24 protein-coding genes and 1 pseudogene are annotated in these 25,262 nt (G+C 41.1%); 11 read left to right on the top strand and 14 right to left on the bottom strand.

Annotated elements, in window-relative coordinates; genetic code table 11:
* Positions 1-116 precede the first annotated feature (116 nt).
* Positions 117-1,403 carry an MFS transporter gene (locus ACIFPW_RS15335; protein WP_430245543.1) on the bottom strand — a complete coding sequence of 429 codons (1,287 nt, stop codon included), beginning with the start codon at positions 1,401-1,403 and terminating at the stop codon, positions 117-119.
* 162 nt (positions 1,404-1,565) lie between these two features.
* Here ACIFPW_RS15335 and ACIFPW_RS15330 point away from each other — a divergent pair, with 162 nt between their 5' ends.
* Positions 1,566-1,898, top strand: coding sequence for a hypothetical protein (locus tag ACIFPW_RS15330; protein WP_430245541.1), 333 nt, complete (start codon positions 1,566-1,568; stop codon positions 1,896-1,898).
* A gap of 68 nt (positions 1,899-1,966) precedes the next feature.
* On the opposite strand, the gene ACIFPW_RS15325 is transcribed toward ACIFPW_RS15330, so the two are convergent.
* Complete coding sequence (locus tag ACIFPW_RS15325) at positions 1,967-2,842, bottom strand: NAD(P)-dependent oxidoreductase (protein ID WP_430245538.1); 876 nt, start codon at positions 2,840-2,842, stop codon at positions 1,967-1,969.
* 77 nt (positions 2,843-2,919) lie between these two features.
* Here ACIFPW_RS15325 and ACIFPW_RS15320 point away from each other — a divergent pair, with 77 nt between their 5' ends.
* Entirely contained in the window at positions 2,920-3,876 is a 957-nt protein-coding gene (locus ACIFPW_RS15320; RefSeq protein ID WP_430245536.1) for a YndJ family protein, read from the top strand.
* A 46-nt stretch (positions 3,877-3,922) separates the two neighbouring features.
* Here ACIFPW_RS15320 and ACIFPW_RS15315 read toward each other — a convergent pair whose 3' ends face one another.
* Positions 3,923-4,372 (bottom strand): MarR family winged helix-turn-helix transcriptional regulator, encoded by a 450-nt coding sequence (locus ACIFPW_RS15315; RefSeq protein ID WP_276511785.1) that lies wholly within the window; start codon positions 4,370-4,372, stop codon positions 3,923-3,925.
* An 81-nt stretch (positions 4,373-4,453) separates the two neighbouring features.
* Positions 4,454-4,900 (bottom strand): MarR family winged helix-turn-helix transcriptional regulator, encoded by a 447-nt coding sequence (locus ACIFPW_RS15310; protein ID WP_194218251.1) that lies wholly within the window; start codon positions 4,898-4,900, stop codon positions 4,454-4,456.
* Between the two features lie 162 nt (positions 4,901-5,062).
* On the opposite strand from ACIFPW_RS15310, the gene ACIFPW_RS15305 reads away from it, so the two are divergent.
* Both ACIFPW_RS15305 and ACIFPW_RS15300 read left to right on the top strand, forming a co-directional pair.
* Positions 5,063-5,485 carry an organic hydroperoxide resistance protein gene (locus ACIFPW_RS15305; RefSeq protein ID WP_194218250.1) on the top strand — a complete coding sequence of 141 codons (423 nt, stop codon included), beginning with the start codon at positions 5,063-5,065 and terminating at the stop codon, positions 5,483-5,485.
* Positions 5,486-5,790: 305 nt separating this feature from the next.
* The gene (locus ACIFPW_RS15300; protein WP_430245533.1) at positions 5,791-6,519 is read left to right on the top strand and encodes an MBL fold metallo-hydrolase; all 729 of its coding nucleotides are present in this window, start codon (positions 5,791-5,793) and stop codon (positions 6,517-6,519) included.
* Here the strand turns inward: ACIFPW_RS15300 and ACIFPW_RS15295 are convergent.
* The 3 genes and pseudogenes from ACIFPW_RS15295 to msrB all read right to left on the bottom strand — a co-directional run bounded on the left by ACIFPW_RS15295 (position 6,516) and on the right by msrB (position 9,651).
* On the bottom strand, positions 6,516-7,565 hold the full coding sequence (locus ACIFPW_RS15295; protein WP_194218248.1) for a GGDEF domain-containing protein: 1,050 nt from the start codon (positions 7,563-7,565) through the stop codon (positions 6,516-6,518). The two genes, ACIFPW_RS15300 and ACIFPW_RS15295, sit on opposite strands and share 4 nt — an antisense overlap.
* A gap of 135 nt (positions 7,566-7,700) precedes the next feature.
* Positions 7,701-8,699, bottom strand: a complete 999-nt coding sequence (locus tag ACIFPW_RS15290; RefSeq protein ID WP_430245531.1) for an NAD(P)/FAD-dependent oxidoreductase — start codon at positions 8,697-8,699, stop codon at positions 7,701-7,703.
* Positions 8,696-9,651: pseudogene (gene msrB / locus ACIFPW_RS15285) on the bottom strand (peptide-methionine (R)-S-oxide reductase MsrB). Before msrB ends, ACIFPW_RS15290 begins: the two are co-directional and overlap by 4 nt.
* A gap of 258 nt (positions 9,652-9,909) precedes the next feature.
* On the opposite strand from msrB, the gene ACIFPW_RS15280 reads away from it, so the two are divergent.
* Positions 9,910-11,142 carry an aminopeptidase gene (locus ACIFPW_RS15280; RefSeq protein WP_194218245.1) on the top strand — a complete coding sequence of 411 codons (1,233 nt, stop codon included), beginning with the start codon at positions 9,910-9,912 and terminating at the stop codon, positions 11,140-11,142.
* Positions 11,143-11,283: 141 nt separating this feature from the next.
* Complete coding sequence (locus ACIFPW_RS15275) at positions 11,284-12,228, top strand: ATP-grasp domain-containing protein (protein WP_430245529.1); 945 nt, start codon at positions 11,284-11,286, stop codon at positions 12,226-12,228.
* 28 nt (positions 12,229-12,256) lie between these two features.
* On the opposite strand, the gene ACIFPW_RS15270 is transcribed toward ACIFPW_RS15275, so the two are convergent.
* Complete coding sequence (locus ACIFPW_RS15270) at positions 12,257-13,378, bottom strand: HD domain-containing phosphohydrolase (RefSeq protein WP_430245527.1); 1,122 nt, start codon at positions 13,376-13,378, stop codon at positions 12,257-12,259.
* Positions 13,379-13,680: 302 nt separating this feature from the next.
* Between ACIFPW_RS15270 and ACIFPW_RS15265 the strand changes: the two genes are divergently transcribed.
* Entirely contained in the window at positions 13,681-14,787 is a 1,107-nt protein-coding gene (locus ACIFPW_RS15265; protein WP_430245525.1) for a DUF2515 family protein, read from the top strand.
* A gap of 52 nt (positions 14,788-14,839) precedes the next feature.
* On the opposite strand, the gene ACIFPW_RS15260 is transcribed toward ACIFPW_RS15265, so the two are convergent.
* The 3 genes from ACIFPW_RS15260 to ACIFPW_RS15250 form a co-directional block, all read right to left on the bottom strand.
* Positions 14,840-15,295 carry a hypothetical protein gene (locus tag ACIFPW_RS15260; RefSeq protein WP_194218241.1) on the bottom strand — a complete coding sequence of 152 codons (456 nt, stop codon included), beginning with the start codon at positions 15,293-15,295 and terminating at the stop codon, positions 14,840-14,842.
* A 1-nt stretch (position 15,296) separates the two neighbouring features.
* Positions 15,297-16,109 (bottom strand): DUF3100 domain-containing protein, encoded by an 813-nt coding sequence (locus tag ACIFPW_RS15255; protein ID WP_430245523.1) that lies wholly within the window; start codon positions 16,107-16,109, stop codon positions 15,297-15,299.
* A 216-nt stretch (positions 16,110-16,325) separates the two neighbouring features.
* Positions 16,326-17,558 carry a dicarboxylate/amino acid:cation symporter gene (locus ACIFPW_RS15250; protein WP_430245522.1) on the bottom strand — a complete coding sequence of 411 codons (1,233 nt, stop codon included), beginning with the start codon at positions 17,556-17,558 and terminating at the stop codon, positions 16,326-16,328.
* Positions 17,559-17,784: 226 nt separating this feature from the next.
* Here ACIFPW_RS15250 and ACIFPW_RS15245 point away from each other — a divergent pair, with 226 nt between their 5' ends.
* Complete coding sequence (locus ACIFPW_RS15245) at positions 17,785-18,072, top strand: hypothetical protein (protein ID WP_194218238.1); 288 nt, start codon at positions 17,785-17,787, stop codon at positions 18,070-18,072.
* Between the two features lie 62 nt (positions 18,073-18,134).
* Here the strand turns inward: ACIFPW_RS15245 and ACIFPW_RS15240 are convergent, their stop codons facing one another.
* The 3 genes from ACIFPW_RS15240 to ACIFPW_RS15230 all read right to left on the bottom strand — a co-directional run bounded on the left by ACIFPW_RS15240 (position 18,135) and on the right by ACIFPW_RS15230 (position 21,096).
* A complete protein-coding gene (locus ACIFPW_RS15240) occupies positions 18,135-18,767 on the bottom strand; it encodes a class D sortase (RefSeq protein ID WP_430245520.1) in 633 nt (210 codons plus the stop codon).
* Between the two features lie 72 nt (positions 18,768-18,839).
* Positions 18,840-19,748, bottom strand: a complete 909-nt coding sequence (locus ACIFPW_RS15235; protein WP_430245519.1) for a DUF6612 family protein — start codon at positions 19,746-19,748, stop codon at positions 18,840-18,842.
* A gap of 310 nt (positions 19,749-20,058) precedes the next feature.
* Positions 20,059-21,096 carry an aldose epimerase family protein gene (locus ACIFPW_RS15230; RefSeq protein ID WP_430245517.1) on the bottom strand — a complete coding sequence of 346 codons (1,038 nt, stop codon included), beginning with the start codon at positions 21,094-21,096 and terminating at the stop codon, positions 20,059-20,061.
* A 365-nt stretch (positions 21,097-21,461) separates the two neighbouring features.
* On the opposite strand from ACIFPW_RS15230, the gene ACIFPW_RS15225 reads away from it, so the two are divergent.
* Genes ACIFPW_RS15225 through ACIFPW_RS15215 form a run of 3 tightly spaced genes read left to right on the top strand, consistent with a single transcriptional unit; the run spans position 21,462 to position 25,241 of the window.
* Complete coding sequence (locus ACIFPW_RS15225; RefSeq protein WP_430245515.1) at positions 21,462-23,567, top strand: BglG family transcription antiterminator; 2,106 nt, start codon at positions 21,462-21,464, stop codon at positions 23,565-23,567.
* Between the two features lie 14 nt (positions 23,568-23,581).
* Positions 23,582-23,857 (top strand): PTS sugar transporter subunit IIB, encoded by a 276-nt coding sequence (locus tag ACIFPW_RS15220; protein ID WP_430245513.1) that lies wholly within the window; start codon positions 23,582-23,584, stop codon positions 23,855-23,857.
* A gap of 4 nt (positions 23,858-23,861) precedes the next feature.
* Complete coding sequence (locus ACIFPW_RS15215; RefSeq protein ID WP_430245511.1) at positions 23,862-25,241, top strand: PTS ascorbate transporter subunit IIC; 1,380 nt, start codon at positions 23,862-23,864, stop codon at positions 25,239-25,241.
* Positions 25,242-25,262 lie beyond the last annotated feature (21 nt).

Genomic DNA, 25,262 nt, shown 5'->3' with positions numbered 1-25,262 from the left:
TCTGTTACCTAGTGCGAACTGTAGAGAAAACCACTTAATTCCGCGATTTTCTCAATAATTCCGCGATATCTCACTTTTTTCCGCGAAAACCATTATTAATTCCGCGATTCTGCTAATTACATATCCACTCCTTCATTCACCATCACAACCTTCGCCTGCTCTTTCCCTTTTTCGATATTCACTTTACTAAGTAAATAGATGCCTGCTAGAAAAAAGACAACTAGCGATACGATCCCAAGTCGACTTGAGCCTGTTACCTGACCAACGAAGGCAAAGAGAAACGGACCGAATATCGCTGAAAATTTAGCTGAAATCCCATAGAAACCGTAAAATTCTGCATGACGATGATCCGGAACCATACTTCCAAAAATCGAACGACTTAATGCTTGGGCACCCCCCTGAACGAAGCCGACCATGATCGCAAGTAGATAGAAATGCGTAGCAGTTGTCATAAAGTATCCTAGTAAAACGATGCCCACATATATCCATAGTGCTAGCATAAGCGCTCGTTTCGGGCGAATTTTCTTCGCTAAGTAGCCAAACAAGAAGGCGAACGGTATGCCTACAAACTGCGTAATGAGGAGCGCTGCAATCAAATCATTCGCTCCTATTCCGATATCTCTTCCATAGATCGTCGCCATTTTAATAATAGTGGAAATGCCATCATTAAATAACCAGAAAGCGACTAGAAAAAGAAGCAGCTGTTTATAGTGGTTCAATTCCCTAAAGGTTGTGCGAAGTCTTTTAAAACCGATTGTCACGTAGGAGCCGCTTAATTTCGGCTGACTATGCTCAACTTCATGCACGTTTTTGAACATTGGGATCGAGAAAACAAACCACCAGACTCCAACACTTGCGAATGAAAGCTGCGTCGCGACAAGCGTATTCGGAAGGAAAAACCACGATGGATTTAAGATCATCATCAGGTTAACGAGAAGCAGAAGCCCGCCGCCAATATAGCCAAAAGCGTAGCCTCTTGCTGAGATGCGGTCCATCTCCTCCCCTTTTGCGATCTCGGGTAAGAATGCATCGTAAAAGACGTTGCTACCTGAGAAACCGATTGTTCCAAAGATTAGTAGAATAGAAGCAAATAAATATCCGCCCTCACCAACGAAAGCCATTAAAACACTCGCAATCATTCCCATATAAGCAAAAAAGCGCAAAAATGTTTTCTTTGAATTAGAATAGTCAGCAATAGCACCAAGGATCGGGGCAAGAAAAGCTACGATTAGAACGGCAATGGATTGCGAATAGCCCCAATATGATGTGGCAAGGCTTTGGTCAATATTCTTGGCAGCGACATCGTAATAAAAGACAGGGAGTACTGCTGCCATCATCGTCGTTGCAAAAGCAGAATTAGCGAAATCATACATCATCCAGCTACGAATCTCTTTTTTTCTCATCTTTTTGCCTCCATGATGTTCAATTCCTTTCAGCATAGCAGGTCGTGACACCTCTTTCTTCAGGCTGGAACATTCTTCATGATCATTTTACAAATGACAGACTTGCTACATATTCTAGCTGCGAGTACACTAGCGGTAGAGTAATGAAACGGAGGTCGTCCTATGGACCAAAAAGACATACAAGACAAAGTGATTGAAAACTATCAGCGTGATGAAAACATGATGATTCTTGTTTTTGCTCAGTGGTGTGTAAACAATGACTTAAATCCAGAAACGCTTTACGCAAAAGCTTATCCAGATCAGGTGAATAACCCTGCTCTTAAACAAAGCATTGAACTCGTTGTACCAAAAGAAGAATCAGAGCATATCCCAGATCAAACGGTGATTGGCGTCCTATCCCTTTTCGGAAATGATGATCTTGCGTTTGTTGTAACAGAAGAAATCGACAAACCCCAAAAAAAGATAAATAAGCGTTTACCACAGTTTATTCGATAACAGAGGGAAACTTCCCTTTATAATCAACGAAAGACCCGGAGCATATGCTCCGGGTCTTTCGTTTTCAATTAGGCATCGCGAAATAGTTTTACAAGTGCCTGTGTACCACTATCTTCTTCTCCACGCTCAGCAAGATCTTCGTAGAGCTTTTTCGAAAGCTCTAGGCCAGGTGTCAGCATGCCCATTTGCTTGGCAGATTCAAGAGCAATCGTCATGTCTTTAATAAAATGCTTCACATAAAAGCCAGGCTCAAATCGATTTGAAATCATTCTTGGCGCAAGGTTGCTTAGCGACCAGCTGCCAGCTGCGCCAGATTCTACGCTTTCAAGAACTGTTGTCGGATTCAATCCCGCCTTTTCCGCATAAACAATCGCTTCAGAAACGCCAATCATGTTACTTGCGATGGCAATTTGATTACACATTTTTGTGTGCTGTCCCGCGCCTGCTGGGCCTTGAAGAACAATATTTTGTCCCATCACTTCGAAAATCGGTTGAGCTTTTTCGTACACTTCTAACTCTCCACCAACCATAATGGAGAGTCGCCCTTCCTTCGCCCCAACGTCTCCTCCTGATACAGGCGCATCAAGCGCGTAGAGCTGTTTTGATAGGGCATGCTGATAGATTTCTTCAGCAAGAGCCGGGCTAGAAGTTGTCATATCAATTAGAATCGAATGCGGCTTAGCATGTTTTAGTATCCCTTTCTCACCTATGTAGACCTCTTCTACATCTTTAGGATAGCCGACCATAGTGATGATTACGTCAGCATTCGCTGCCACGTCCTTCACTTCATCTTGCCATTCTGCCCCTTCTTGAATAAGCGCTTCTGCCTTGCTTTTTGTTCGCGTTGAGATAAGCGTGCGATATCCCGCTTTGATTAAGTTCCGAACCATGCTTTCTCCCATTACACCAATCCCAACAAAACCTAGTACTGGCTTTCGATCCATTTCAATCGCCTCTCTTCCCAGAATTTCCTTTTCTATCACTTCTCTTCATCGTACACTAAAAGAGAGGTGAAATCATAATGAAAACAAGCAGTTTTGCCGGTCTATTTCTTTGGGTAGCCTTCGTTGTCACGAAATTACTCACAACTCCAATCGATACACTTCAATATGTCATGATGTTACTAATGTTCGCTTATCTTGTACTTGTGCCGTTAACCTTAAATCTCGTCCCACAGAGAAAGAACTCCTTTTATCGTTATGCCACCTGGATTCAGCTTCCATCAGCTGTTCTTGCTGGTGTTTCCTTCTTTATTGAACAGGGAACGCTCGCTGTACTTCTAGCCGTTCCGTGGTTTCTTACGACGATTTTAATTGCGCTATACGGATTTTCTCGTCTCCTCCAAACATGGAAGAGAAGCACAATTTTTGAAGTTCTCATTCAACTGGGGTTGATGTACATAAGCATTGGGGGACTCTGGCTCATTCTACATCGGTCAGGCATCCAGATTCTCCATTTTAGTGATGTAATCGTACTGCTCACATCTATTCATTTCCACTATGCCGCTTTCATTACACCCATTACGATGGCGTTCATCGGGAAAATGCTTCTAAAAAAAGCACCTTCCATTCAGCCGTGGTTTAAAACGATTGCGATCTTTGTTCTATTCGGACCACCTTTCATTGCGGTTGGTATTACACTATCGGATTCGTTGCCCGTTCTTGAGTTTATTTCAGTCGTTGAATTCGTAACACCGCTCATCGTTTTTTCGATTCTTTGTCTCGTCTATTTAGTGCCAACATTGGATTATTCCGTTCAAATGTTGCTCTCAATTTCATTCGCTTCTCTGCTATTCTCGATGAGCTCCGCTATGATTTATGGGTTTGCTCATGTGAATGAAACCGTTATTCTCGGTATCCCTTTAATGGTCTTTTTCCATGGGTTCGTGAACACATTTGGCTTCTCTTTATTTGGCCTGCTTGGCGTGACAGCGATGCAGGAAACAAAAGCACTCAAAAAAACCAGCCTCTCTACATAATGTGAGAAGCTGGTTTTTTGGATCATATTAAGAAATAAAGAGGAATTTATAGCTCCTCTGCATAGTGACCGAGTTTTTTCAGTAGTGTAATGGCCGTTTCTTTCTCAGACTCATCCAAACCGGCAAAGATCGACTGGACTTGTTTCTCATGGTTAGGAAAAATTCGATCCATTAACTTTTTACCTTCATCCGTGATAACAGCATGTGTGATCCGTCGATCATTCGGACATGGATTGCGCTTCAGATACCCTTTTCCTTCAAGCTTGTCGACAACGTAGGTGATGCTTCCACTCGCAAGTAGAATTTTCTCACCGATTTGCTGTAGCGGCTGATTTCCTTTGTGATAAAGCAACTCAAGCACGGCAAATTCCGTTGGATTTAATCCATAGCTTTGAATATCCGTTTTAATATGATCTGTAACAGAGCGATTCGATCTAGCCAGGACAATGAATAGCTTTAGTGAAAGCTCACGATCTTTATCATTCATAACGTTCACCCTTAAATCGTAATATCTTGAATTCGAGATAATTATACTTAATTCCAATAACTTATGTCAACTTAATCTGGAAAATTGCTACTATTTTTCATTCACGGAATGAATATGGTCCAACAGCTGTTGAAAGCCAGATAATGCCTTCGTGAATTCCTCTTTTGATAAACCACTGTTTGCCGCCATAGCGTCTGGAATGATCGAAGCTTCCTCTCTCAACCCTTCCCCTTTTGATGTTAAACGAACCATCACTCTGCGCTCATCTTCTTTCGAACGCTCTCTCATCACAAGACCCGCTTCTTCCATTCTTTTTAGCAGGGGAGTTAACGTGCCTGAGTCCAAATAAAGCTCCGCGCCAAGCGCCTTAACGGTTGTTTCATGTTTTTCCCAAAGAACAAGGAGAACGAGATATTGAGGATACGTAATATCAAGCTGGTTCAAATAAGGACGATACATCTTCGTAATTTCCCTTGAACAAGCATATACAGAAAAACAGAGCTGATTCTCTAGTTTTAATTGTTCGTTATGGTTCATGATAACCCCTTCTTTACAATAAGTTGTGCACAATCAACTTATCCCGATTTGGCTGTTATGTCAACATGATCGCTTTCTGTTGACAGATAAATAACGATGAGATATATTTAATCTTGTAAAATTAAATTGTGCACAACTTAAATTATTAGGAGGAATTTTATTATGGAATCGTTATATACTGCAAAAGCATCAGCACACGGCGGCAGACAGGGTAAAGTAGAATCATCGGACGGCGTCATCAACATGGACCTTCGTATGCCAAAAGAACTTGGCGGTCAGGGAGGAGAAGCAACAAATCCTGAACAATTGTTTGCAGCAGGTTATGCAGCTTGTTTCGATAGCGCCTTAAATATGGTCGCACGCATGAAGCGAATTAAAATCAAAGATACGGTAGTAGAAGCGCACGTATCAATCGGAAAAGAAGAAGACGGCGCATTCGGACTTAGTGCGAAGCTACACGTTACAATTCCAGGTGTCGATCAAGAAACAGCAAACGAACTTGTTGAAGCGGCACACCAAACTTGCCCTTATTCAAGAGCAACGCGCGGAAATATGGAAGTGGAGCTAGAAGCAATCGCGAAGTAAGCTTCAATCACTGGAAAGAGCTGCCGAGTGTCGGCAGCTCTTTTTACTGTTTGAGCGTTTTGGCCAATAAAAATGGAATTTGGCTAATAAAATCTATATTTGGCCAATAAATTTCGATTTCGGACAATAAAATCAAATTTTAGCCAATATCCACACCACTCCAACTAGGAGAGAAGGTTTTTTTCTCCTCAAAAATCGCTATACTAGAAGTAGATTAGCGGAAGGTGTGATGGATTGTGCTCACCGTTTCAGAATTCGAGGGGGTTAAGGCTGTAAAAGGGACTTTTCAGCTTGGGGGCGTTCGGATGAACGTATATATGTACCTTGTAGATGAGCTCTTAATCGACTGCGGACCTAGCCGCCTTCAAAAAGAAATAATGGATTTTCTCTCTAAGGAGAACTATACCCAAATAATCTTAACGCATCACCATGAGGACCATACAGGCAATGCTTCGATGCTTTCTTCAGGAATACCGATGTATATTCATCCTGAAGGCATTCCTCTGTGTCGTGCGAGACCTCATCTCCCACTCTATCGCCGCGTTTTCTGGGGCTCCCGAAAACCATTCGAAGCTAAGGGAATCAAGCATCGAATCGTAACAAAGCATCATACATTTGATTTACTTCACACGCCCGGTCACGCGCCAGATCACATGGCCCTTCTTGAGAAGGAACGAGGCTGGCTGTTTACAGGTGATCTCTACGTCATGAGTCAGCCAAAAAGCATTTTCGCTTTTGAATCAATCCCAGAGGTCATTCAATCGCTCCAAAAAGTACTATCACAAGAGTTTGAGACCGTTTTTTGTTCGCATGCTGGTATATTACAAAACGGGCGCAGACGATTGGAAGAAAAGCTTTACTATCTTCTTTCCATTCAAGACCAGGTTCTTGCAAAACATAACGATGGCAAGCCGGCATCCGTCATTCAGAAAGAATTGTTTCCAAGTCGGCATGTGCTGAACTACTTCTCACTTTTCGAAAATTCATCTAAACATATCGTTACCTCGATCATAAATAAAGAAGGATCACGCTAGTAGACGTGATCCTTTTCAGTATATTGATCATACCAATAAATTCGATTTCTCCCCTGTTTTTTTGCGAGATATAACCGCTCATCTGCGAGTTTCATGCATGGAATAATGCCATTTTCTAGAGGATAAAGTGCTGTTCCAAAGCTCATTGTCACACTAAAATATTCACCCTTTGCGGTGAACGTCATGTTTCTGATGACTACTTGAATATTTAGCAAACATTCTCTCGCTTCTTCTACATCCTCAGCATCCAACAAAATAGCTAATTCCTCTCCGCCATATCGATACGCTCTGCCTTTTGTTCCAATTTGTTTGTTTAATACTTCGCCTATTTTACGGAGCACATTATCGCCAACTAGATGCCCAAATTGATCATTTACTGATTTAAAATAGTCTAAATCGGCAATAACAACGAGGATCGGCTTCTCTCGCTCCGCACAGTGACGCAAATCTTCTTGAAAGGAGCGATGATTGTATAGATCCGTTAAAAAATCTTTCCGCGCAATGTCTTCTAATTGAGTATTCTTAGAGCGCATCTTCCGTTCTCTCGAAACGATAATCCCGCCAAGAATCCCCATAAATATAAGGAACATAAAATCTAGAAGGTATGAAATTAGATCCTCCCCCGTAAACGAATAACCGCTAAAAATAAGAACTCCTGTATAACCAACACCTAGAAACAGCGCTGCAATCATACCTCCGCTAAATTTCCAATACACTGCAACATGGAGAATAATTAAATATCCGATGGGAAAGAGTGGACTCCCTCCGCCTCCAGTTAACACAATAAGCCATAGAAAAGCGACGTAATCAAAAGCGACACTCACTTTCGTCATATAGTGGTATCGTTTTGAATTTAAAGGCGTTCGATGAAGCGCATATTCAGCGACTGCCATATAAACAAAACCAAATATAAGCAAACTCAAAAAAGCGATGCTATTTCCCTGTAATAAAATATAATAATATGCCCCTGCAATGAGGAGAAAAACCCATCGAAAAAGCGATAAAATCTTTTCAATTATATGGTCGTTTTCTGTTATCACATTCATTATTTCACCCTTTTCACCTTGATTTATTTCAAGTATGAAAATTTTTCCACTACATTTATTATAACGCAAAAGTTACGAAACAATAGGCTGTTTTCAAAACTTTCGAACAAGATGAATACAGAAAAAAGGAAGACTTCACGTGGAAGTCTTCCTGTTCATCAACTGCTTTATTTCTTCTGCTACAGCTAATCCTGATAATACAGCACTTTCGATTCGCGTTCGTCCGGTTTGATCATTTTCATGTAAGAATGCATCCCCTGCTACAAAGACAGCCTCTTTATCAGAAACGTTTAGGAACGGATGATCATGAACGTACACTGCTTGAGCATAACGCCATCTTTTTAATTGTTGAGACACCAACGACTCAAGGGGAAGCAAGTGCTCTATCTTTTTCAGCATATCAGCCAAAACAGCTTCATCCTCATAGTGATAAAAACTCTTTGAGAAATCAGGAGTTGCATAGACCGTTATAATACGTTCACCCGAAATACCTTTTACACGATTATCAACCATACGCTCGATGCCATCAGGCAAACCTGAATCCTTATGCCCTTCAGGAAGTAGCCTGGTTTCGTCTTCTTTTTTTAAAGTCAGAAGGCCAACTACCGCAGGATCGAATGTTATTTGGTTGAGCGACTGAAGCGATTGATCCGATACTTGAACATCACTCGCTTCAAGAAGCTGAAGCGTCTGGGGAGCTGGTGGAGTAAGTAGTACAAGGCTTGCCTGGACTCGCTCACCTTTCTCCGAAATAACGACGTACTCTTCTTCAGCTCGCTCAATTCGCTCAACTTTACTATTTAATTGATGCGGTACTCCACTAGCAAGGTTCTTTACTAATTGATTCATACCGTTTGTCGCTTTGTATCTTGCATGTTTGTCTCCAAACCACCTTGATATCCATTGGTTCTGTTCCCATTCATCGACAAATTGCTGGAACTGATCTGTTCGAACGGTGAAAAATTGTGCCCCATGATCAGCTCGACCATCTCCTATTCTTCTCGTTGCGAGCCGGCCACCGACACTTTTGCTTTTATCAAGTACTAATACATTAATCCCGTCTTCGGTTAATTTCCTTGCTGCAAGAATTCCAGCAATACCGCCGCCTACAATCGCAACATCAACTTTTCTCATTCAAATAGAACTCGGTATTCGCCGTACCCTTCTTCTTCAAGACTTTCTTTTGGAACGAATTTCATTGCTGCTGAATTAATGCAATAGCGAAGACCATTCTCTAAAGGACCATCATTAAATACGTGACCGAGATGAGAATCAGCTTCCTTGCTTCGCACCTCCGTTCGAATCATAAAGTGACTGAAATCCTTCTTTTCTTTCACAAAATGATTGTTGATCGGCTGCGTAAAACTTGGCCAGCCACAGCCAGCATCATATTGATCCGTTGAGCTAAACAATGGTTCACCAGAAACAATGTCAACATAGATACCTGGTTTGGCATTATCGTAATACTCATTCTGGAACGGACGCTCTGTTCCATTTTTTGTGTCACTTCGTATTGAATATCTGTTAAACGACTGCGAAGTTCGTCATCGTTTTTCTCATATGCCCAGTTTTTCTCTATGAAATCAGCGCGACCTGATCCTTTTTTGTAGCGATTGTAGTGGGCAGGATTTTTCTTATGGTAATCCTGATGATAATCTTCAGCCGGGTAAAATGGCTTGGCTGGGAGGATTTTTGTCACGATCTGTTTTGAGAAGCGTCCGCTTTCTTCTAGCTCTTTTCGAGACTCTTCAGCCAGTTTCTCTTGCTCTTCATTATGATAATAAACCGCTGTAATGTACGTGTCACCGCGGTCAAAGAACTGTCCTCCTGCATCTGTTGGGTCAATTTGACGCCAAAATAGATCAAGTAGTTTAGTGTATGGAAAGACGTTAGGATCAAAGGTAATTTGAACGGCCTCAACATGACCGGTAGTTTTCGAAATGACTTCTTCGTATGTTGGATAAGGCTTCTCTCCGCCTGTATAGCCAGATACGATGCTTTGAACGCCCGGCATTTCTTCAAATGGCTCAACCATACACCAGAAACAGCCTCCAGCAAATGTTGCAAGCTCATAATTCGTACTCATTCTCTACCACTCCAATATAGAAGATTTATTCTACCCTTAAGTGCTACTAAAGGTCCGATTGGTTCATCTAACCATCAGAAGGAAATGAAGCACCTCCCTCTGATGGAAGTTTTCACTTTACATATAACATATCCGAAATGGACGGTTTATTGCCAGAAACTTGCTTTATGAGTAGGTAATCAGGGAATAATTTACTAAAAATCAAGAAATCTGCTACAATTTAAAGGTATAACTACGTGAAAAAGGAGATCTTCGACTATGGCTACGTTTCAAGAGAATCTACAGAAATACGCAGATTTAGCGGTTAAAGTAGGTGTAAATATTCAACAAGGACAAACTCTTGTTGTAAACGCTCCTCTGACATCAGCCGAATTTGTTCGGAACATTGCTGAAAGCGCTTATGAAGCTGGAGCTAAAAATGTCCACGTTGAATGGAACGATGAAACCTTAACTCGTATTAAGTTTGACAAAGCACCTGACGAAGCATTCAAGGAATTTCCGACCTGGAAAGCGAAAGGCTTTGAAGAGATGGCAGAGAATGGAGCGGCTTTTCTCTCAATCACCTCTTCTAATCCAGACCTTTTAAAAGGTGTAGACCCTGAACGCATTTCGAATGCAAGCAAGACAGCAGGCAAGGCGATGGAAGGGTACCGCAACTATATGATGTCTGATCATAATAGCTGGTCAGTTGTTGCCGTTCCTTCTAAAGGATGGGCTCAGAAAGTGTTCCCTGACGCACCAGAGGAAGAACAGGAAGAAAAGTTATGGGAAGCCATTTTCCAGGCCACTCGTGTTTCAACTGGCGATCCGGTTCAGGCATGGAAAGAGCACAGTGCTAACCTTGAACAAAAGGTAGATTATCTAAACAATAAGCATTACAGCAAACTTCACTATCGTGCGCCGGGAACAGACCTCACTATTGAACTTCCAAAGGCTCATCAGTGGGTTGGCGGAATCAGCGAGAATGTGAAAGGCGATCATTTTGTTGCGAACATGCCAACAGAAGAAGTGTTTACAATTCCGAATAAAACTGGTGTGAACGGCGTTGTTTCCTCAACAAAGCCCCTTAGCTACGGCGGAACAGTCATTGAGGACTTCACGCTTACCTTTGAAGAAGGACGCATTGTAAAAGCAGAAGCGAAGAACGGCAATGAAACACTTCAGCATCTAATTGAAACGGATGAAGGTGCACACTATCTCGGTGAAGTTGCGCTCGTTCCTCATGATTCACCGATCTCGAATGCAGAAATCATTTTCTTCAACACGCTCTTCGATGAAAATGCTTCGAATCACCTTGCGATTGGGAATGCTTATTCCTTCTGTCTTGAAGGTGGAAAAACCATGTCGAAAGAAGAGCTTAAAGCGGCAGGAGCTAACGAAAGTGTAACGCACGTCGACTTTATGATCGGGTCAAAAGAAATGGATATTGACGGAATCAAAGAAGACGGGACAAGTGAACCAGTGTTCCGCAAAGGAAACTGGGCAATTTAGTTTTTAAAGCAGAGCCAACGAGCTCTGCTTTTTTATTTTGGGACAGGTGATAGAACGTTTTCACTGGGATTATGATGAAAACTCCTTTACACTTGAGTAAAATGATAGGTTTTAACGGTTATTTAAAAAGGAGGTTATTAGATGAGCGCAAAAATATATATCATTCATGAGAACGAGGAATGGACAAAACCCCTTAAGCATGAACTTGAACAGTTTAACGTCCCATATGAAGATTGGTTTCTGAGCGAAGGGAATTTTGACTTAAGTGACGTACCACCAGATGGTGTTTTCTATAATCGGATGAGTGCTTCCTCCCACACTCGTGATCATCGCTATGCACCCGAATATACTGCAGCAGTACTATCATGGCTTGAGAGTCATGGGCGGAGAGTATTAAACGATAGCCGCGCACTAGCCCTTGAAGTCAGTAAAGTTGCCCAATACTCAGCCCTTAGAAAACATGGGGTCGTTACACCAAAAACGATTGCCGCTGTCGGAAAGGATCATCTTGTGAACGCAGCTGATGAATTTTCTGAGCCATTTATTACGAAGCATAACCGAGCTGGAAAAGGACTCGGCGTTCAGCTTTTTAACAATCAAGAGACGTTGAAGGGCTATGTGATGAGTGATGCGTTTGAAGATTCGATTGATGGGATCACATTGCTTCAGCAGTACATTCAGGCTCCTGACGCTTCGATTACTCGCTGTGAGTTCGTCGGCGGGAAATTCCTCTATGCCGTTCGTGTCGATACGTCTGAAGGTTTTGAGTTATGTCCAGCTGATGCTTGTCAGGTTGGTGATTCTTTTTGTCCGACAACAGAAGAACCCGCTCCTAAATTTGAAATCATTGAAAACTTCGATCATCCTGTTTTGACCAATTATGAAGCATTCTTAAAAGCCAACGGCATCGCCTTTGCAGGAATTGAATGCATTCAAAATGAGCGTGGCGATTTGTTTACTTATGATGTGAATACAAATACGAACTACAATGCCGATGCAGAGAAAAAAGCAGGTGTTTCTGGGATGAAAGCCATCGCTGAAACGCTCGCACAGGAACTTTCTAACCTTCATTCTCTACAAAAATAAAGAGCGCCGCGGGCGCTCTTGTTGCTTCTTAATCTTCGTATTGCTCTTTGATCTGGAGAAAACCGTCCATATTTGCTAAAAAAACGTCAATAAGATTAGGATCAAACTGACATCCTCGCTCCTTTTTAAAATGAGCGAGGATTTTTTCTGCGTTCCACGCCTTTTTATAAGGACGATCCGTAGCGAGCGCATCAAAAACATCAGCAACAGAAACAATCCGTCCATAGATGTGGGTGTCGTCGCCACTTAGCCCCTCTGGATAACCTTTGCCGTCCCAGCGCTCATGATGCTCCTTGGCAATAACGGCCGCTGCCTTTAGTATACTGCGATTAGAATTTTTCAAAAGGTTATAGCCGATATTAGCATGTTCCCTTACTGCAATGAACTCCTCTTCTGATAGTTTACCAGGCTTATTTAAAATCGCATCGGCAATGGCTACCTTCCCGATGTCATGCATCGGTGAAGCTACTTTAATGAGATCAGCTTCTTCTTCACTCAATCCGCATTTCATCGCTAGAAACTTTGCATACTCCGCTACTCGCTTAACGTGAGCTCCTGTTTCCTTTGAACGAACTTCCCCAATTTCCCCCATTTTGAAAATGATCTCTCGTTGAGCCTCTTCCATCTCAATGTTCGTTAACACAGCTTCGAGCGCTTGAGCTGTATAAGAAGCTGCAAGGCTTAAATACTTTACGTCCTGAGCTGTAAATACTTCATCGGCGGTTAATTTGTTGATGACCTGATAGACTCCAAGCCTTTGATTTTGCTTATTCGTCAGAGGAATCATCATGACAGACTTCGTTCGGTAGCCTGTCTTCACATCCAACTCTGCACAAAACCGCTTGTCCTCATAAGCATCATCGATTACGAGTGAGTTTGCTGTTTGATAGACGTAGCCTACAAGTCCGCTCGTGGCAGGAACACGAATTTTCTCCATACCATGAGGAATTCTTGCCAATAATTCATCTGTTTTTTCATCGTATAGCCAGAGTGTACATCTGTCAGCAACGGTCATATCCCTTCCCATATCTTCCATAAGCATCAGAAGTCGGTCCAGATTGTTCTCAATCGTGATACGAGACGCATAATCAAAGATAATTTCGAGAAGCTCTTCAGAATGAAGCTCTCTTTTTAATCGGCCATGAGACATGTAGCAATTAGGCCTCCTTCAACGTGCTCATTTCTACTCGTGTGAATGAGCCAAATAGTGAAAATATGAACGTGCAAATGTTATGAATACTTCTATCATACACTTATCCAGAGTTTAGTGGTAGATAAAGGAAGATAGGAAACACACAATCACAACCAGTTTTTGTGTTGCAAGTATGTACAATTTGATCTCACTCACCGAAGTAGGCATCCCTTGTTAACAAAACCATTCGAAAGACTTTCTTCTTTCCTGATTCTACATTCATACGTATATAGAAAGGCAAACAAGGGAGTGGAAAAGTTGTGAAGTCCTTAATATCATTCTTTCTACCACAAAAGAAAAAGAGTCTATCTGCTCCTCTCATATACGAGTTAAAAAACGCGATCAATCATTCAACTCCCACCTCATTTTCGGCGGAGGAGCAGCAGCTCGTTCAAGCCATTCGTGAAAAAACAGAGCGTGCAAATGTAAATAACGTCACTCGAACCAAAGCTTATCTGAATTTCTTTTTCCAACATCCAGAAATTCATTGGGCTTTCCTTGCCCATCTCGTATCTCGGAATGCAGGATGGACAATGACTGATCTACAAGGTGAATATCTCCCCCACCTATTATCAGTAGATCAGCAGATATCCTTCTTCTCTTTTTTGGAACGAGGAAACTGGCTTATTTTTCAGGATGCCTATCCTCAGCTTCTTGTCTATCAAGAAAGTGTTAAAAGAAGGAAACCACTTTTTCACCTACTATCTGCTTTTCACGTCTCTTCTTTTATGAGTGTTGTTTGGAGAAGGTTCTGGATTGAAAAGGACCGTGATATCCTTTCAACAGCCCTGATTATCAATGAACAACACTACATCGATTCACGCATAATAAAGGATGATGTCTTCCATAAATCAGTTTTTAAAACATTGCCTTTTCAACTACAAAATGTTTTCAATATGAACGTGATTTTATTTCCGAGAAATGATAATAGCTCCATTCAGCTAATTGGGGAAACAGCCAATCATTTTCTTTATGTTAAGGAACGGATCCATCTTGGAAAGCGTCTCTACCAGCTTATCTTTTCTAAGCAAGAAATCTTCAATGCCATTTTAGATTGGGCATCACATCGTCCACATACTGGTTCACGAAAAGACTTTTGGCCACATTTTTTCCATCCGGTAAAGGAAGGAATACCGGGAGAAAAGCGCACCATGGAAAAATGCATGCTAACAGAAGGGCCGCGTATTTATAGCCCCCTTTTATCTGTTTGGAAGGAAGTCAGTCATGAGCCTCCCAATCGAGAGGATTGGTTTACAAATGATTCAGCCCTGTCCCTATTTTCGTTACCCGCTCCTGATTTGACAGGAAACGTCGCGAAAACCTACTGTCACTCAATTGAATGCCTCGAAAAGCTCTGTCGCATATAAAAGTCCCGTTCTTTTCCAATAAAAAAACTTCCGCATTGGAAGTTTTTTCTGATTAGATTATGTTTTGCATTCTCAAAACTACTTCAGCAATGAGGGCAGAACCTAGAAACGTTCCTACCATGACAAACATAGCGACCACAACGCTTCGCCAGCCTAGCTTCACAAAATCTGTCCAGGAGCGTCCGATTGCTATACCAGCATAAGCTAAAATAGGAGTCGCAAGGGCGAGAATATTAATATTTTCCGTCCACTTTACGACATATTCAGAACCTGGCATGATTGGCATCGAAAGAAGAATTCCAATAATACCAATGTAAGCAACACTTGGAATATTCACAGGGAGAACGTGCTGAAGAATAAGTCCAGCTAAACAAATGACAATTAAAACGAGCATACCAGGTAAAGCTGAGACCGGAAACACACTATACCCAATCCAGTTTCCCACAGCTGCGATCAAGCCGAAAATCACTAATAATAACGTCCACTCTTGTACATTTTTTAATAGCATCTTATGCTCCTTTCCTCATGCTCGCCTGAGGTGACTTTTCTTTTGTTAGCAGCTGATACATTTTTTCTGTTAAAGGAAGACCTATGAAAATGCTCATGTATAAGCCTGTTGAGAGCGACAGCAAATTGCTCGCACCTGCAAATGCAATAATGTCGTCTGAAAATGCAGGAAAAGCAGCAACGAGCGAACCACTTGCAGCGGCCATCATACTTCCACTTCCAATCCCAGAAGCCATTGCGAACGATAATGGATGGAGCGGTGTAATTGTCGCAAGGAACCCAGATATCACTCCCATAAATACTGCCCCAAAGACTGTACCAAATATATAAATGGCCATAACCCCTCGTCCTTCAGGTGAATTAAAGCCATATTTATCAACAATCAGCCCAACGTTTGGCTCTCTTGCTACAGAATGCGCCATGCCAATGCTTTCTCTCTTCAGTCCAAGAAAAACAGCAATTGGCAAAGCAATGAATATCGTACCTAAATTTCCGAATTCCTGCAGAAGCAAAGCGGGACCTGCTTCGATTAATTTCGGTAGAGACGGTCCAATAATCACGCCGATTTTTGCGATAAGTAACGTTACACCAAGCACAATTAACGGTTCAGCATGAAGCGCCTGCGCTTTTTTAACAACTGGTGTAAAAAACAGACCGAGTCCAATAAGCATGGCGTACAGCATTGGCAATAATAGAATAACGCCTGGCCCTACTGTAAATTGAAAAACGCCAATCCATTCTGTTAATGCAACAATTCCAAACACAAGTAAATGCAATCTCCAATCTTTCCAAATCCCCTTAAGTTGATCTGACACCCGTATCCCCCATTTCCTTTTCTGCATGAAAGCTCTAAAGTTATTGTTATCTTAATATTTAGATTCTTAAAAGTAAATGGATTATTCTTACACCGGGGTAAGATTTAGCCTATAAGTTTTTTAGGAAGCGGATACAAATACAGGCACTATCGTCTTTATCCTTTTTAAGATAAAATTTAGCCCAAAATAAAAAGCCAGGCATCGCCCGACTTTTTATTACTCAGCTGTCTTCCCTTTTGCCAATCTTTCTTTTCGATTAATAATCGAAGCACCAACAAGATCTCCCGTTACATTAAGACCAGTGGCACCCATTCCAACTAAGGCATCCACGGCTGTTAATAAAGCAACGGTTTCCATCGGTAACCCAACCTGAGCAAACACGGTGGCGATCATGACGATTCCTGCACCAGGGACACCTGCTGTACCAATTGAGGCAAGTGTTCCAACGATAACGACCATCAACATGTCTGTAAAGCTTAGCGGCGAGCCAACGACATTTGCAGCGAACACCGCAGATATCGCAATTCGGATTGCCGCTCCATCCATATTAATCGTGGCACCTAGTGGCAAACTAAAACTATATAAACTTTTCGAAACCCCTAGCCCTTTCGCCGCGTTCATCGTAAGTGGCAATGTGCCAGAGCTACTTTGCGTAACAAAAGCGGTGATCATCGGCTTACTTGCATTACTAAAAAATTCTTTCGGACTTACTTTGAATAATAGCAAGAACAGTACATATATTCCGATCTGTACAATTAAAGCAATATAAAGGACAGCTATCATGTTTCCGAGCGAGAGAATCGTATCCAACCCCTGATTTCCAATTGTTTTCGCAATGATTGCAAAAATCCCGATTGGAACATACTGCAGAATCACATTCATAATTTTAAAAGTCGCTTCATTCAAGCCTTCAACTACTTTATATAGGTGCTCACCGAGCTGACCGTGTTCTTCTGAGTTTCGCAGCGCAGAAATCGCGATACCAAAAGCAAAAGCAGTAAAAATAATTCCAAGTAGGTTCATCTCGTTAAACGCTGTAACGATGTTTGATGGCACGATATTTAAAAGAACACTTACAATCCCAAGATTATCCGGAACGTCAAATGATTGGTTAGGATCGATTGATAATCCTGTACCTGGATTAAATAACGTCGCTACTGTTAGTCCAACGATGATAGCTAAAGCAGACGTTAAAACATAGTATAGAAACACCTTACCTCCCATACGGCCGAGATTATTCAATTTCGTTTGATTGACACCAACAATCAATGTAAATAGAATTAATGGGATAATAAGAAACGATAGCAATTTAATTAATAAATCTCCAAGCGGAGCGAGAATGGCCGCATCCTTGCCAAAAACAAGACCAACTATAATACCGAGAACTAGCGCAACGGTGATTTTTACTATTAACGAAGCATTCAAATAGCCTCTCATTACATTCTTCATGATTTCCCTCCTAATAAAGGAATGTGAATTATTCGTATATAATTACTAGGAAATAAGATACAGCACTATAAGCTATAAGTCAAAATGTTAGCTTTAACCTCCAAATATCTGAGCTTAACCCACTCTACAAAACTTTCATTCTTTAAATCTCTTTTTTCATGTATAGAGAAGGATAAACTCGGATAGACTGCTTATTAAAATCTATTAAAATAGCTGGAGGATGAACATGAGTAAATTAGAAGTATTCCCCGTCACCCCTTTCGAAACGTACCTTGAGATGACGCAATACGGAACAGAGGTCCATTTTGAATACGATAAGTACGAGCTCTTATCCGGAACAGTTGAAGATGGAAAGATGTATTTTCTAATTGATTACAACACAGGACTAACGTATGAAGTAGAAGAAAACATTGCGCATACTTTATTACAATTAAATGAATTAGGAAAAGGCGATCATCTTGTCCAGGAGATCAGACCGCGTTTACGACCCTCTACATCCCTTTCCCGCATATAAAAAAGTCCTGCTAGACGGCAGGACTTTTTTATATGCTTCATTCGTTTATCTGGCGGGGTTACCTACATATCCATCACGTTCACTAGTTCAGATTGAATCACATATCGTTCAGGGGCGTGCCCAATGAATTCAAAAGGATAGCACGTCGTTAACGTTAATGTCGCCTCTTCTTTGTCGACAATAACCGTCCTGTCGTCCTCATCAACAACCTTTATTCCGACAACGATGTACTCATATCGTTTTCCATCGAATTCAAAAAAGATTGGATCATCTTTCTGAACATTATTCAAACCAGTGAAAACGGTGTCCCGATGTCCACTTAATACGGTATGGCGGCCCTGATCAGGTGTCGTTGTATACTGACTTACGTACATCCCAACACCTTGACTTAACGTTTCTTCATCTGTTCCCCAATAAGTAGTAAATCCTTTTTCAATTGCAGGGATAATTAGTCGACCAACTTCCTCGCCCTTCTCATTAGCATTTATTTCATTAGTCATTATCACGTCTTGCTCTTTTGATTGGCTACTAGTCGTTTCTATTTCCTGAACTGTGCTTGCTTCTTCGGTATTCCACTGCTCCGTCTCTTCAGCATCTACTTGCTCAACTGCTTGCGTGGACTGCCACCACTCATAGCCATAGAAGGCTGCTATAAATAGACCTGCACACATCAAAACAACATAAACTTTGTTCATTTCTCCACCTCAATTGCTCGTCCTATAGAAAGGGAAAAAACCGCATCATGCTTTGCGGTTCTTCACAATAGATTATTGAGTACGTGTTTTCCTTCTGAAAACCAATAGGCCACCTGCTATTACAGCTAGAGACGCTCCACCTAAGGCAAGCATAGGATTGGCAGTAGCCGTTTCAGGCATTTGTCCGCCCTCCAATGGCTTCGCCGAATCAATCACATTAGCTGGAACGGTAATTTCATCAACACCGTTATAGTTGTCTACCGACATTTCCATCGATTGAGTCATATTCATGCTTTCTCCCTCGATTTCCATAACCATATCAATGTCCATTGATAATTGCTTCATGTAATAAGTCTCTTTATCGATCGTCACTTCATAGTTAAAATCATTAATCGTCATCTGCTCCATAAGTCCTTTCATTGACCCGGAGTCTTCACCTGACATACTCTCTTCAAACATTTTCATAGATGCTTCCATTAACGTCTTGCCGTCGCCCTCATATGTTAAAACGAATCCTTCGCCAGTTTCTTCAACGCTCATCTCTTCACCAAGTTCTTCGGCTTGCGACATCTGGCCTTCCACCATCGTCATGCTTTGAAGCTCTTCTAAACCTTGCGTCAGTTCTTCAGGCATCTTAATCCAGCCCTTTTCAGGATCTTCCTGGTAGAAACCTTCCTCTGTCCAATAAGACTCTAGTGAGACTTCACCTTCCTCAGGCGATTGTGTTGTCACAACCTGATGCATTGCGAAAGGCTTCAGCGTTATGTCCGCTTCAGATTCGCTAGAAATGGACATCGTTTCACCTTTAAGAGGAATCGATTGTTCCATATTTGTTTTTGTAGAATAGCTCTCGATTTCAGTCATTGCTTCATTCGACTGCTTTAGAATGTCCGTCGCACTCATTTCCTTTGCAGAGGTGTGAAACGGGGCACCTACAAAAACAACTGCTGCTAACGATAGTGGGGCTAACTTCTTTAACATCCAAACACTCCAATTCATTTTTTTGGCAAGAGAAGGCTAGGGATCTGACGTTACATTATGTATGGAACTACCTGATGGTTTTCGTAATCACCAGTTTCTTTCACCTATACCTTGATTTCCCAGTTTGTATAAATCGAAACATTTTTATATAAAAAACCAAGGAGCCTCCGAATAAAAGGCTTCTTGGTTTTGAGAGACAAACTATAACGAATCAGAAAAGATTCCAATAACATCAAGATAGATCCTATATGAGATACAAATAGTACTTTTAACACCATTGTATATAAAAGGACTTGATGAGGATTTATGGTTACCTAGTTTGAAATTTATAGCATGTTTTTGATTCATATGGTGTGTTTTCACTTAGCACAACAGACGGAAATTCTGGTTGATTAATAGCATTGGGATGTTTTTGCGTCTCGAGACATACCCCTAAATATTTTTTTGAAGGAACCTCTCTTATTTTGAAACCTTCACTTATGCTGTTGCCTGTATATAGCACAACACAAGGCTCGCTCGTAGCAACGGTCAGCTTCCGTCCTGCAGAACTTAATACAATTTCTTGATGATCTTCAAGGATAAAAGGATGGTCATACCCTTCACCTACTAATAAATTCTGCTCATGAGGATTATTCACACCCTCACTCAATTTTTTCCCCTCTCGAAAATCAAAAGACGTTCCCTGCACATTTAATAGCTTTCCAGTCGGTATCATGTCACGGTTTAACTCTAGGTAGTAATTGCTTTTCAACTTTAAAGAATGATTCAACACATCTTCCTTCAAATCCCCACTTAAATTAAAATAAGTGTGGTTTGTTAAATTCATGATCGTATCTTTGTCAGAAGTAGCACTGTAATGAATCGTTAATTCATCTTGATTGTTTAATGTATAACGTACAACAACTTCTACATTGCCCGGATAACCTTCTTCTCCATCAGCACTATGATATTTAAATTCAATAGTCCCCTCATCCTGATGATTTTGAATCACTTTGGCATCCCAAATTGCGCTATTAAACCCTCTACTGCCTCCATGAAGATGGTTGTTAGCATCGTTTTTATGTAATTGAAATTCTTTTCCACCCAATTCAAAGGAACCGCCTTCAATTCTTCCAGCTACTCTCCCAATAACGGCCCCAAAATAATTGGAACAAGTTAGATACTCTTCCAGGGTGTCATAACCCAGTACTATATTTTCAAGTTGTCCATTCTTATTTGGGCTGAGAATGCGAGTAATAATGCAACCATAATCAATACAAGAAATTTCAAAACCACTTTTCGTTTGCAACTTAAATAATGTTACATCCTGACCATTTAACGTTCCAAAGTTTTCTTGGGATATGTTCATAAGTATTCCATCTCCTTATAAAGCGAAGTTATAAGACTATTATCTAAAAAGGTTCTAGGAAAATTGGGGGTGGAAAAACCAAAGAATGAATCGATTCTTTTAATTCTTTGGTTAGTATATCACCTACCTATTTGTTAATCTACTGACTCCATACATATACGGTTCTTTCTAGAATTTGATTCGAATTTCTCTCTTCAAACACATTCCAATTTCACATCTGTTCACTTTTGCAAATTGACAAAATACAAAAACAACACATTGCAAACCCTTTCATATTAACCCTATCGCCTATATACTTAGCAATATCAAATCATGATTTGTTTCATCCGTATCATTTTGCAATTGTAAGGGAGTTGGAGATCTCCATGTCACTTGATGAAAGAAGCACATTTTTACTAACAAAGCTCGTGAATGCAACAGAGTTAGTTACGGTTGATCATGTCATTGACCAATTAGGAATATCAAAACGAACTGTTCATTATGACCTACAAAAAATTAACGATTGGCTAGATGAGAACAAGCTACCCATTATCCAAACAAAACAAGGAATGGGATACTATCTCTCTGAAGAGACCAAACAGACCGTTCCTAAATTGATGAAGGAACTAAAAGAATGGCAGTACCACTATTCTCAACCGGAACGCATCACCTTAATTGGCGTTGAACTCTTAACAAACGATAAGGCAGTCTTTATGCAGAACTTTATGGAACGTACTCAAGTAAGTCGCGGCACAGTCGCTAAAGATCTAAAGCTTGTTAAAAAAGTTCTGGCCGAGGAAACATTAACTTTACAATTTGAAAGAACAACCGGCTATGTAGTGGAAGGTAAAGAGGAAAACAAGAGGAGAATATTGAGTCGTTTTCTGTCCGAGGTTCTCACCAATGGACAATTAACCGAAATGACGAATTTTCTTTATCCGCTCTTAAAGAATGGTGATGAACACACCTATTCACACCTCATACCGATGAAGCAAATCATTATGAATGCTGAGCCGATTCTAAAAGTAGAGCTAACGGACGATACGATCCATGTTCTAGCCATTCAGCTTGTCGTTCTTCTTCAACGTTTGAAAGGCGAGCATCGCATCCAGCTCGATCCAGATGAAAAACACGCTGTTTGTTCAACGAGAGAATTTGAAGCAGCAAAGAGCATTGCAAAAGAATTAGAAGTTCAATTCAAACTCTCACTATCAATGGATGAGATAGGTTTTATCACGATGCACCTTCTTGGCTCAAGGGTCAATTATTCTGAAGTAGGCACTGTTGGTAGTCTTGAAAGTAACAAGCTTAGAAAAGTTGTTAGAGAGATCGTTAATGAATTTCAAGTTTACGCTTGTGTCTTATTCGAACAGCGCAATGAACTAGAGGAAGCTCTTTTTCTTCACCTTAAACCAACGTACTATCGATTGAAATATCATGTTCCAATTACAAACGAACTAACAGAGTCGGTACAACAGGAATATCCAGATGTCTTTTCCATTACGAAACGTGCAGTTTGGCCGATCGAATTGATGATGTCTCAAAAGCTACCAGATGATGAGCTCGCTTATCTAGCGATGCACTTTGGAGCATGGATGCAGAAGGAAGAGCTTCCGGAAGTGACGTTCGGAAAAGCGATTATTGTTTGTGAAAAAGGGATTGGTACATCAAATATTTTAAGAGGACAGCTTGAAAAGCTTCTCACAAATGTGGAAGTCATCGGGACAGTATCAAGAAGACAATTCATACAAAACCACTACGACGTGGATTATGTCTTCTCAACATCACCATTGGAACATGACACGTTACCTGTCTTAACGGTGAATCCCATTTTGACACAGCAGGGAAAAGAGAAAATCCTTCATTGGATGGAGGAAGTACAAACAACTTCTCATGAAGAAACTGACTTGAACCCAGATATGATCGTTGAAATCATGAAAAAACATGGCACGATTACGAATGAGAAAGAACTAAGAAATGAATTACATCAGTTATTTGCTCCATCACCAACCAGCTTATCAATAGAAAGGTTTGAACGACCTATGTTAAATGACTTACTACATGAAGAAACCATTCAATTTGCTACGCAGACAGCAGATTGGAAAGAAGCGATCAAAACAGCAGCTATGCCCCTCCTTGCGACAGAGCAAATTACCTCTTCTTATATCGATGCTATGATCAAAAATGTAGAAGATTTGGGGCCTTATGTAGTCATCGCTCCAGGAATCGCTATTCCTCATGCCCGTCCAGAAGAAGGTGTGAATACGGTTGGTATGAGCTTGCTTCGATTAGATCAAGAGGTTCCCTTTTCATCTAAAGAAAAGCATCAGGTAAAGTTGTTAATCGTACTCGCTGCAGTAGATAACGAAACGCACCTAAAAGCTCTCGCTCAACTTTCGGAGCTGCTGTCAGAAGAAGAAAACCTAGAAAAGATTTATGGTGCAGAGGAAAAAGAAGAAATTATTAAACTCGTATCAAAATACTCAAACTAAGGGAGAGAATAAAAATGAAAAAAATTCTTGTTGTATGTGGTAATGGATTAGGAAGCAGCTTTATCGTAGAAATGAACGTGAAAAGCATTCTAAACGAGCTTGGAATTGAAGCTGAGGTTGATCATACAGATCTTACAACTAGTAAATCTGAGAACGCCGATTACTTCTTAGGCTCAACGGAGATTGTTGAAAATCTAGAAGACGGCAAGCGAAATTTCATTAAGCTAAATAATTTAATGGATAAAAAGGAACTAAGGACGGCGATTGAAGCAAATTTGAAAGGGGCATAACATCATGGTCGATCTTATAATGAAAGATATTCTAGGAACACCGGCGATTCTTGTAGGGTTATTTGCCCTTATTGGTCTCCTTCTTCAAAAGAAAGACGTCGCAAATGTTATATCAGGTACATTAAAAACGATCATGGGATTTGTCATTCTGGGGGCAGGCGCTGGTGTGCTTGTCGCCTCCCTTAATAACTTTAGTAGTATGTTTGATCACGCTTTTGAAATTCAAGGAATCATTCCGAATAATGAAGCGATTGTTGCATTAGCACAGGATGCGTTCGGCGCAGAAACAGCGATGATTATGCTTTTCGGAATGGTAGCAAACATTCTTCTAGCACGCATTACCCCTTTTAAGTATATCTTCTTAACTGGTCATCACACCATGTTCATGGCATGTCTGATTGCTGTTATTCTTTCAACTGGTGGCTTTAGCAGCGTAACCATGATCGTCACTGGTTCAATTATTCTAGGTTCTCTGATGGTCCTCTTACCTGCCCTACTGCAACCTTACACAAGAAAAATTACAGGTAGCGATGATTTCGCAATCGGCCACTTTGGCTCGTTCGGTTATCTAATCGCAGCTGCTGTCGGAAAAGCAGTTGGTAAAAACTCTAAATCTACTGAGGAAATTAAAGTACCTAAGTCTTTTAATTTCTTGCGAGACACATCTGTATCCGTTTCTCTCACGATGGCGATTCTCTTCTTCGTAGTCGCTCTTTTCACAGGGCCTGCGTTCATCGAATCCGAGCTAAGCGGTGGAACAAACTTCTTAGTCTTCTCATTTATGCAAGCGTTAACGTTTGCAGCTGGAGTGTACATCATTTTAGCTGGTGTAAGAATGCTCCTATCTGAGATTGTGCCAGCCTTTAAAGGAATTGCAGATAAAATCGTACCAAATGCGATTCCAGCACTTGATGCTCCATCTGTGTTCCCATTCGCAAACAATGCGGTCATCATCGGTTTCTTCTTTAGCTTTGTCGCAGGACTTCTCAGCATGTTCCTTCTACCGATCTTAGGTCTAAAAGTGATTGTCCCAGGTCTTGTGCCTCACTTCTTTACCGGTGCCGCAGCTGGCGTATTCGGTAATGCGACTGGCGGGCGTAAAGGAGCAGTATTTGGCTCGATGGCTAATGGTGTAATCATCAGTTTCTTACCAGCACTACTTCTGCCAGTGCTTGGTTCACTTGGATTTCAAGGAACGACGTTCGGAGATTCAGATTTCGGTGTAGTTGGACTCCTTCTCGGTGGCTTGATTGAACTTCTATCTTCTAACGTTCTATTCCTTATCATCGTTGCTGCCCTACTCATTTCTGTATTTGTAGGAGCTACCTTGATCAAGCGTTCGTTAGCGAAAAATAATTTAGAAGAAAAGCATGATGCTATTTAGACGGAAGAGACCATCCTGGGT

The organism is Pseudalkalibacillus sp. NRS-1564, from assembly GCF_050467905.1.
In the GTDB taxonomy this organism is placed as follows: domain Bacteria; phylum Bacillota; class Bacilli; order Bacillales; family Guptibacillaceae; genus Guptibacillus; species Guptibacillus hwajinpoensis_B.
Note: the sequence above shows the minus strand (reverse complement) of the source record. Positions and strands in the feature narration are given on the sequence as shown.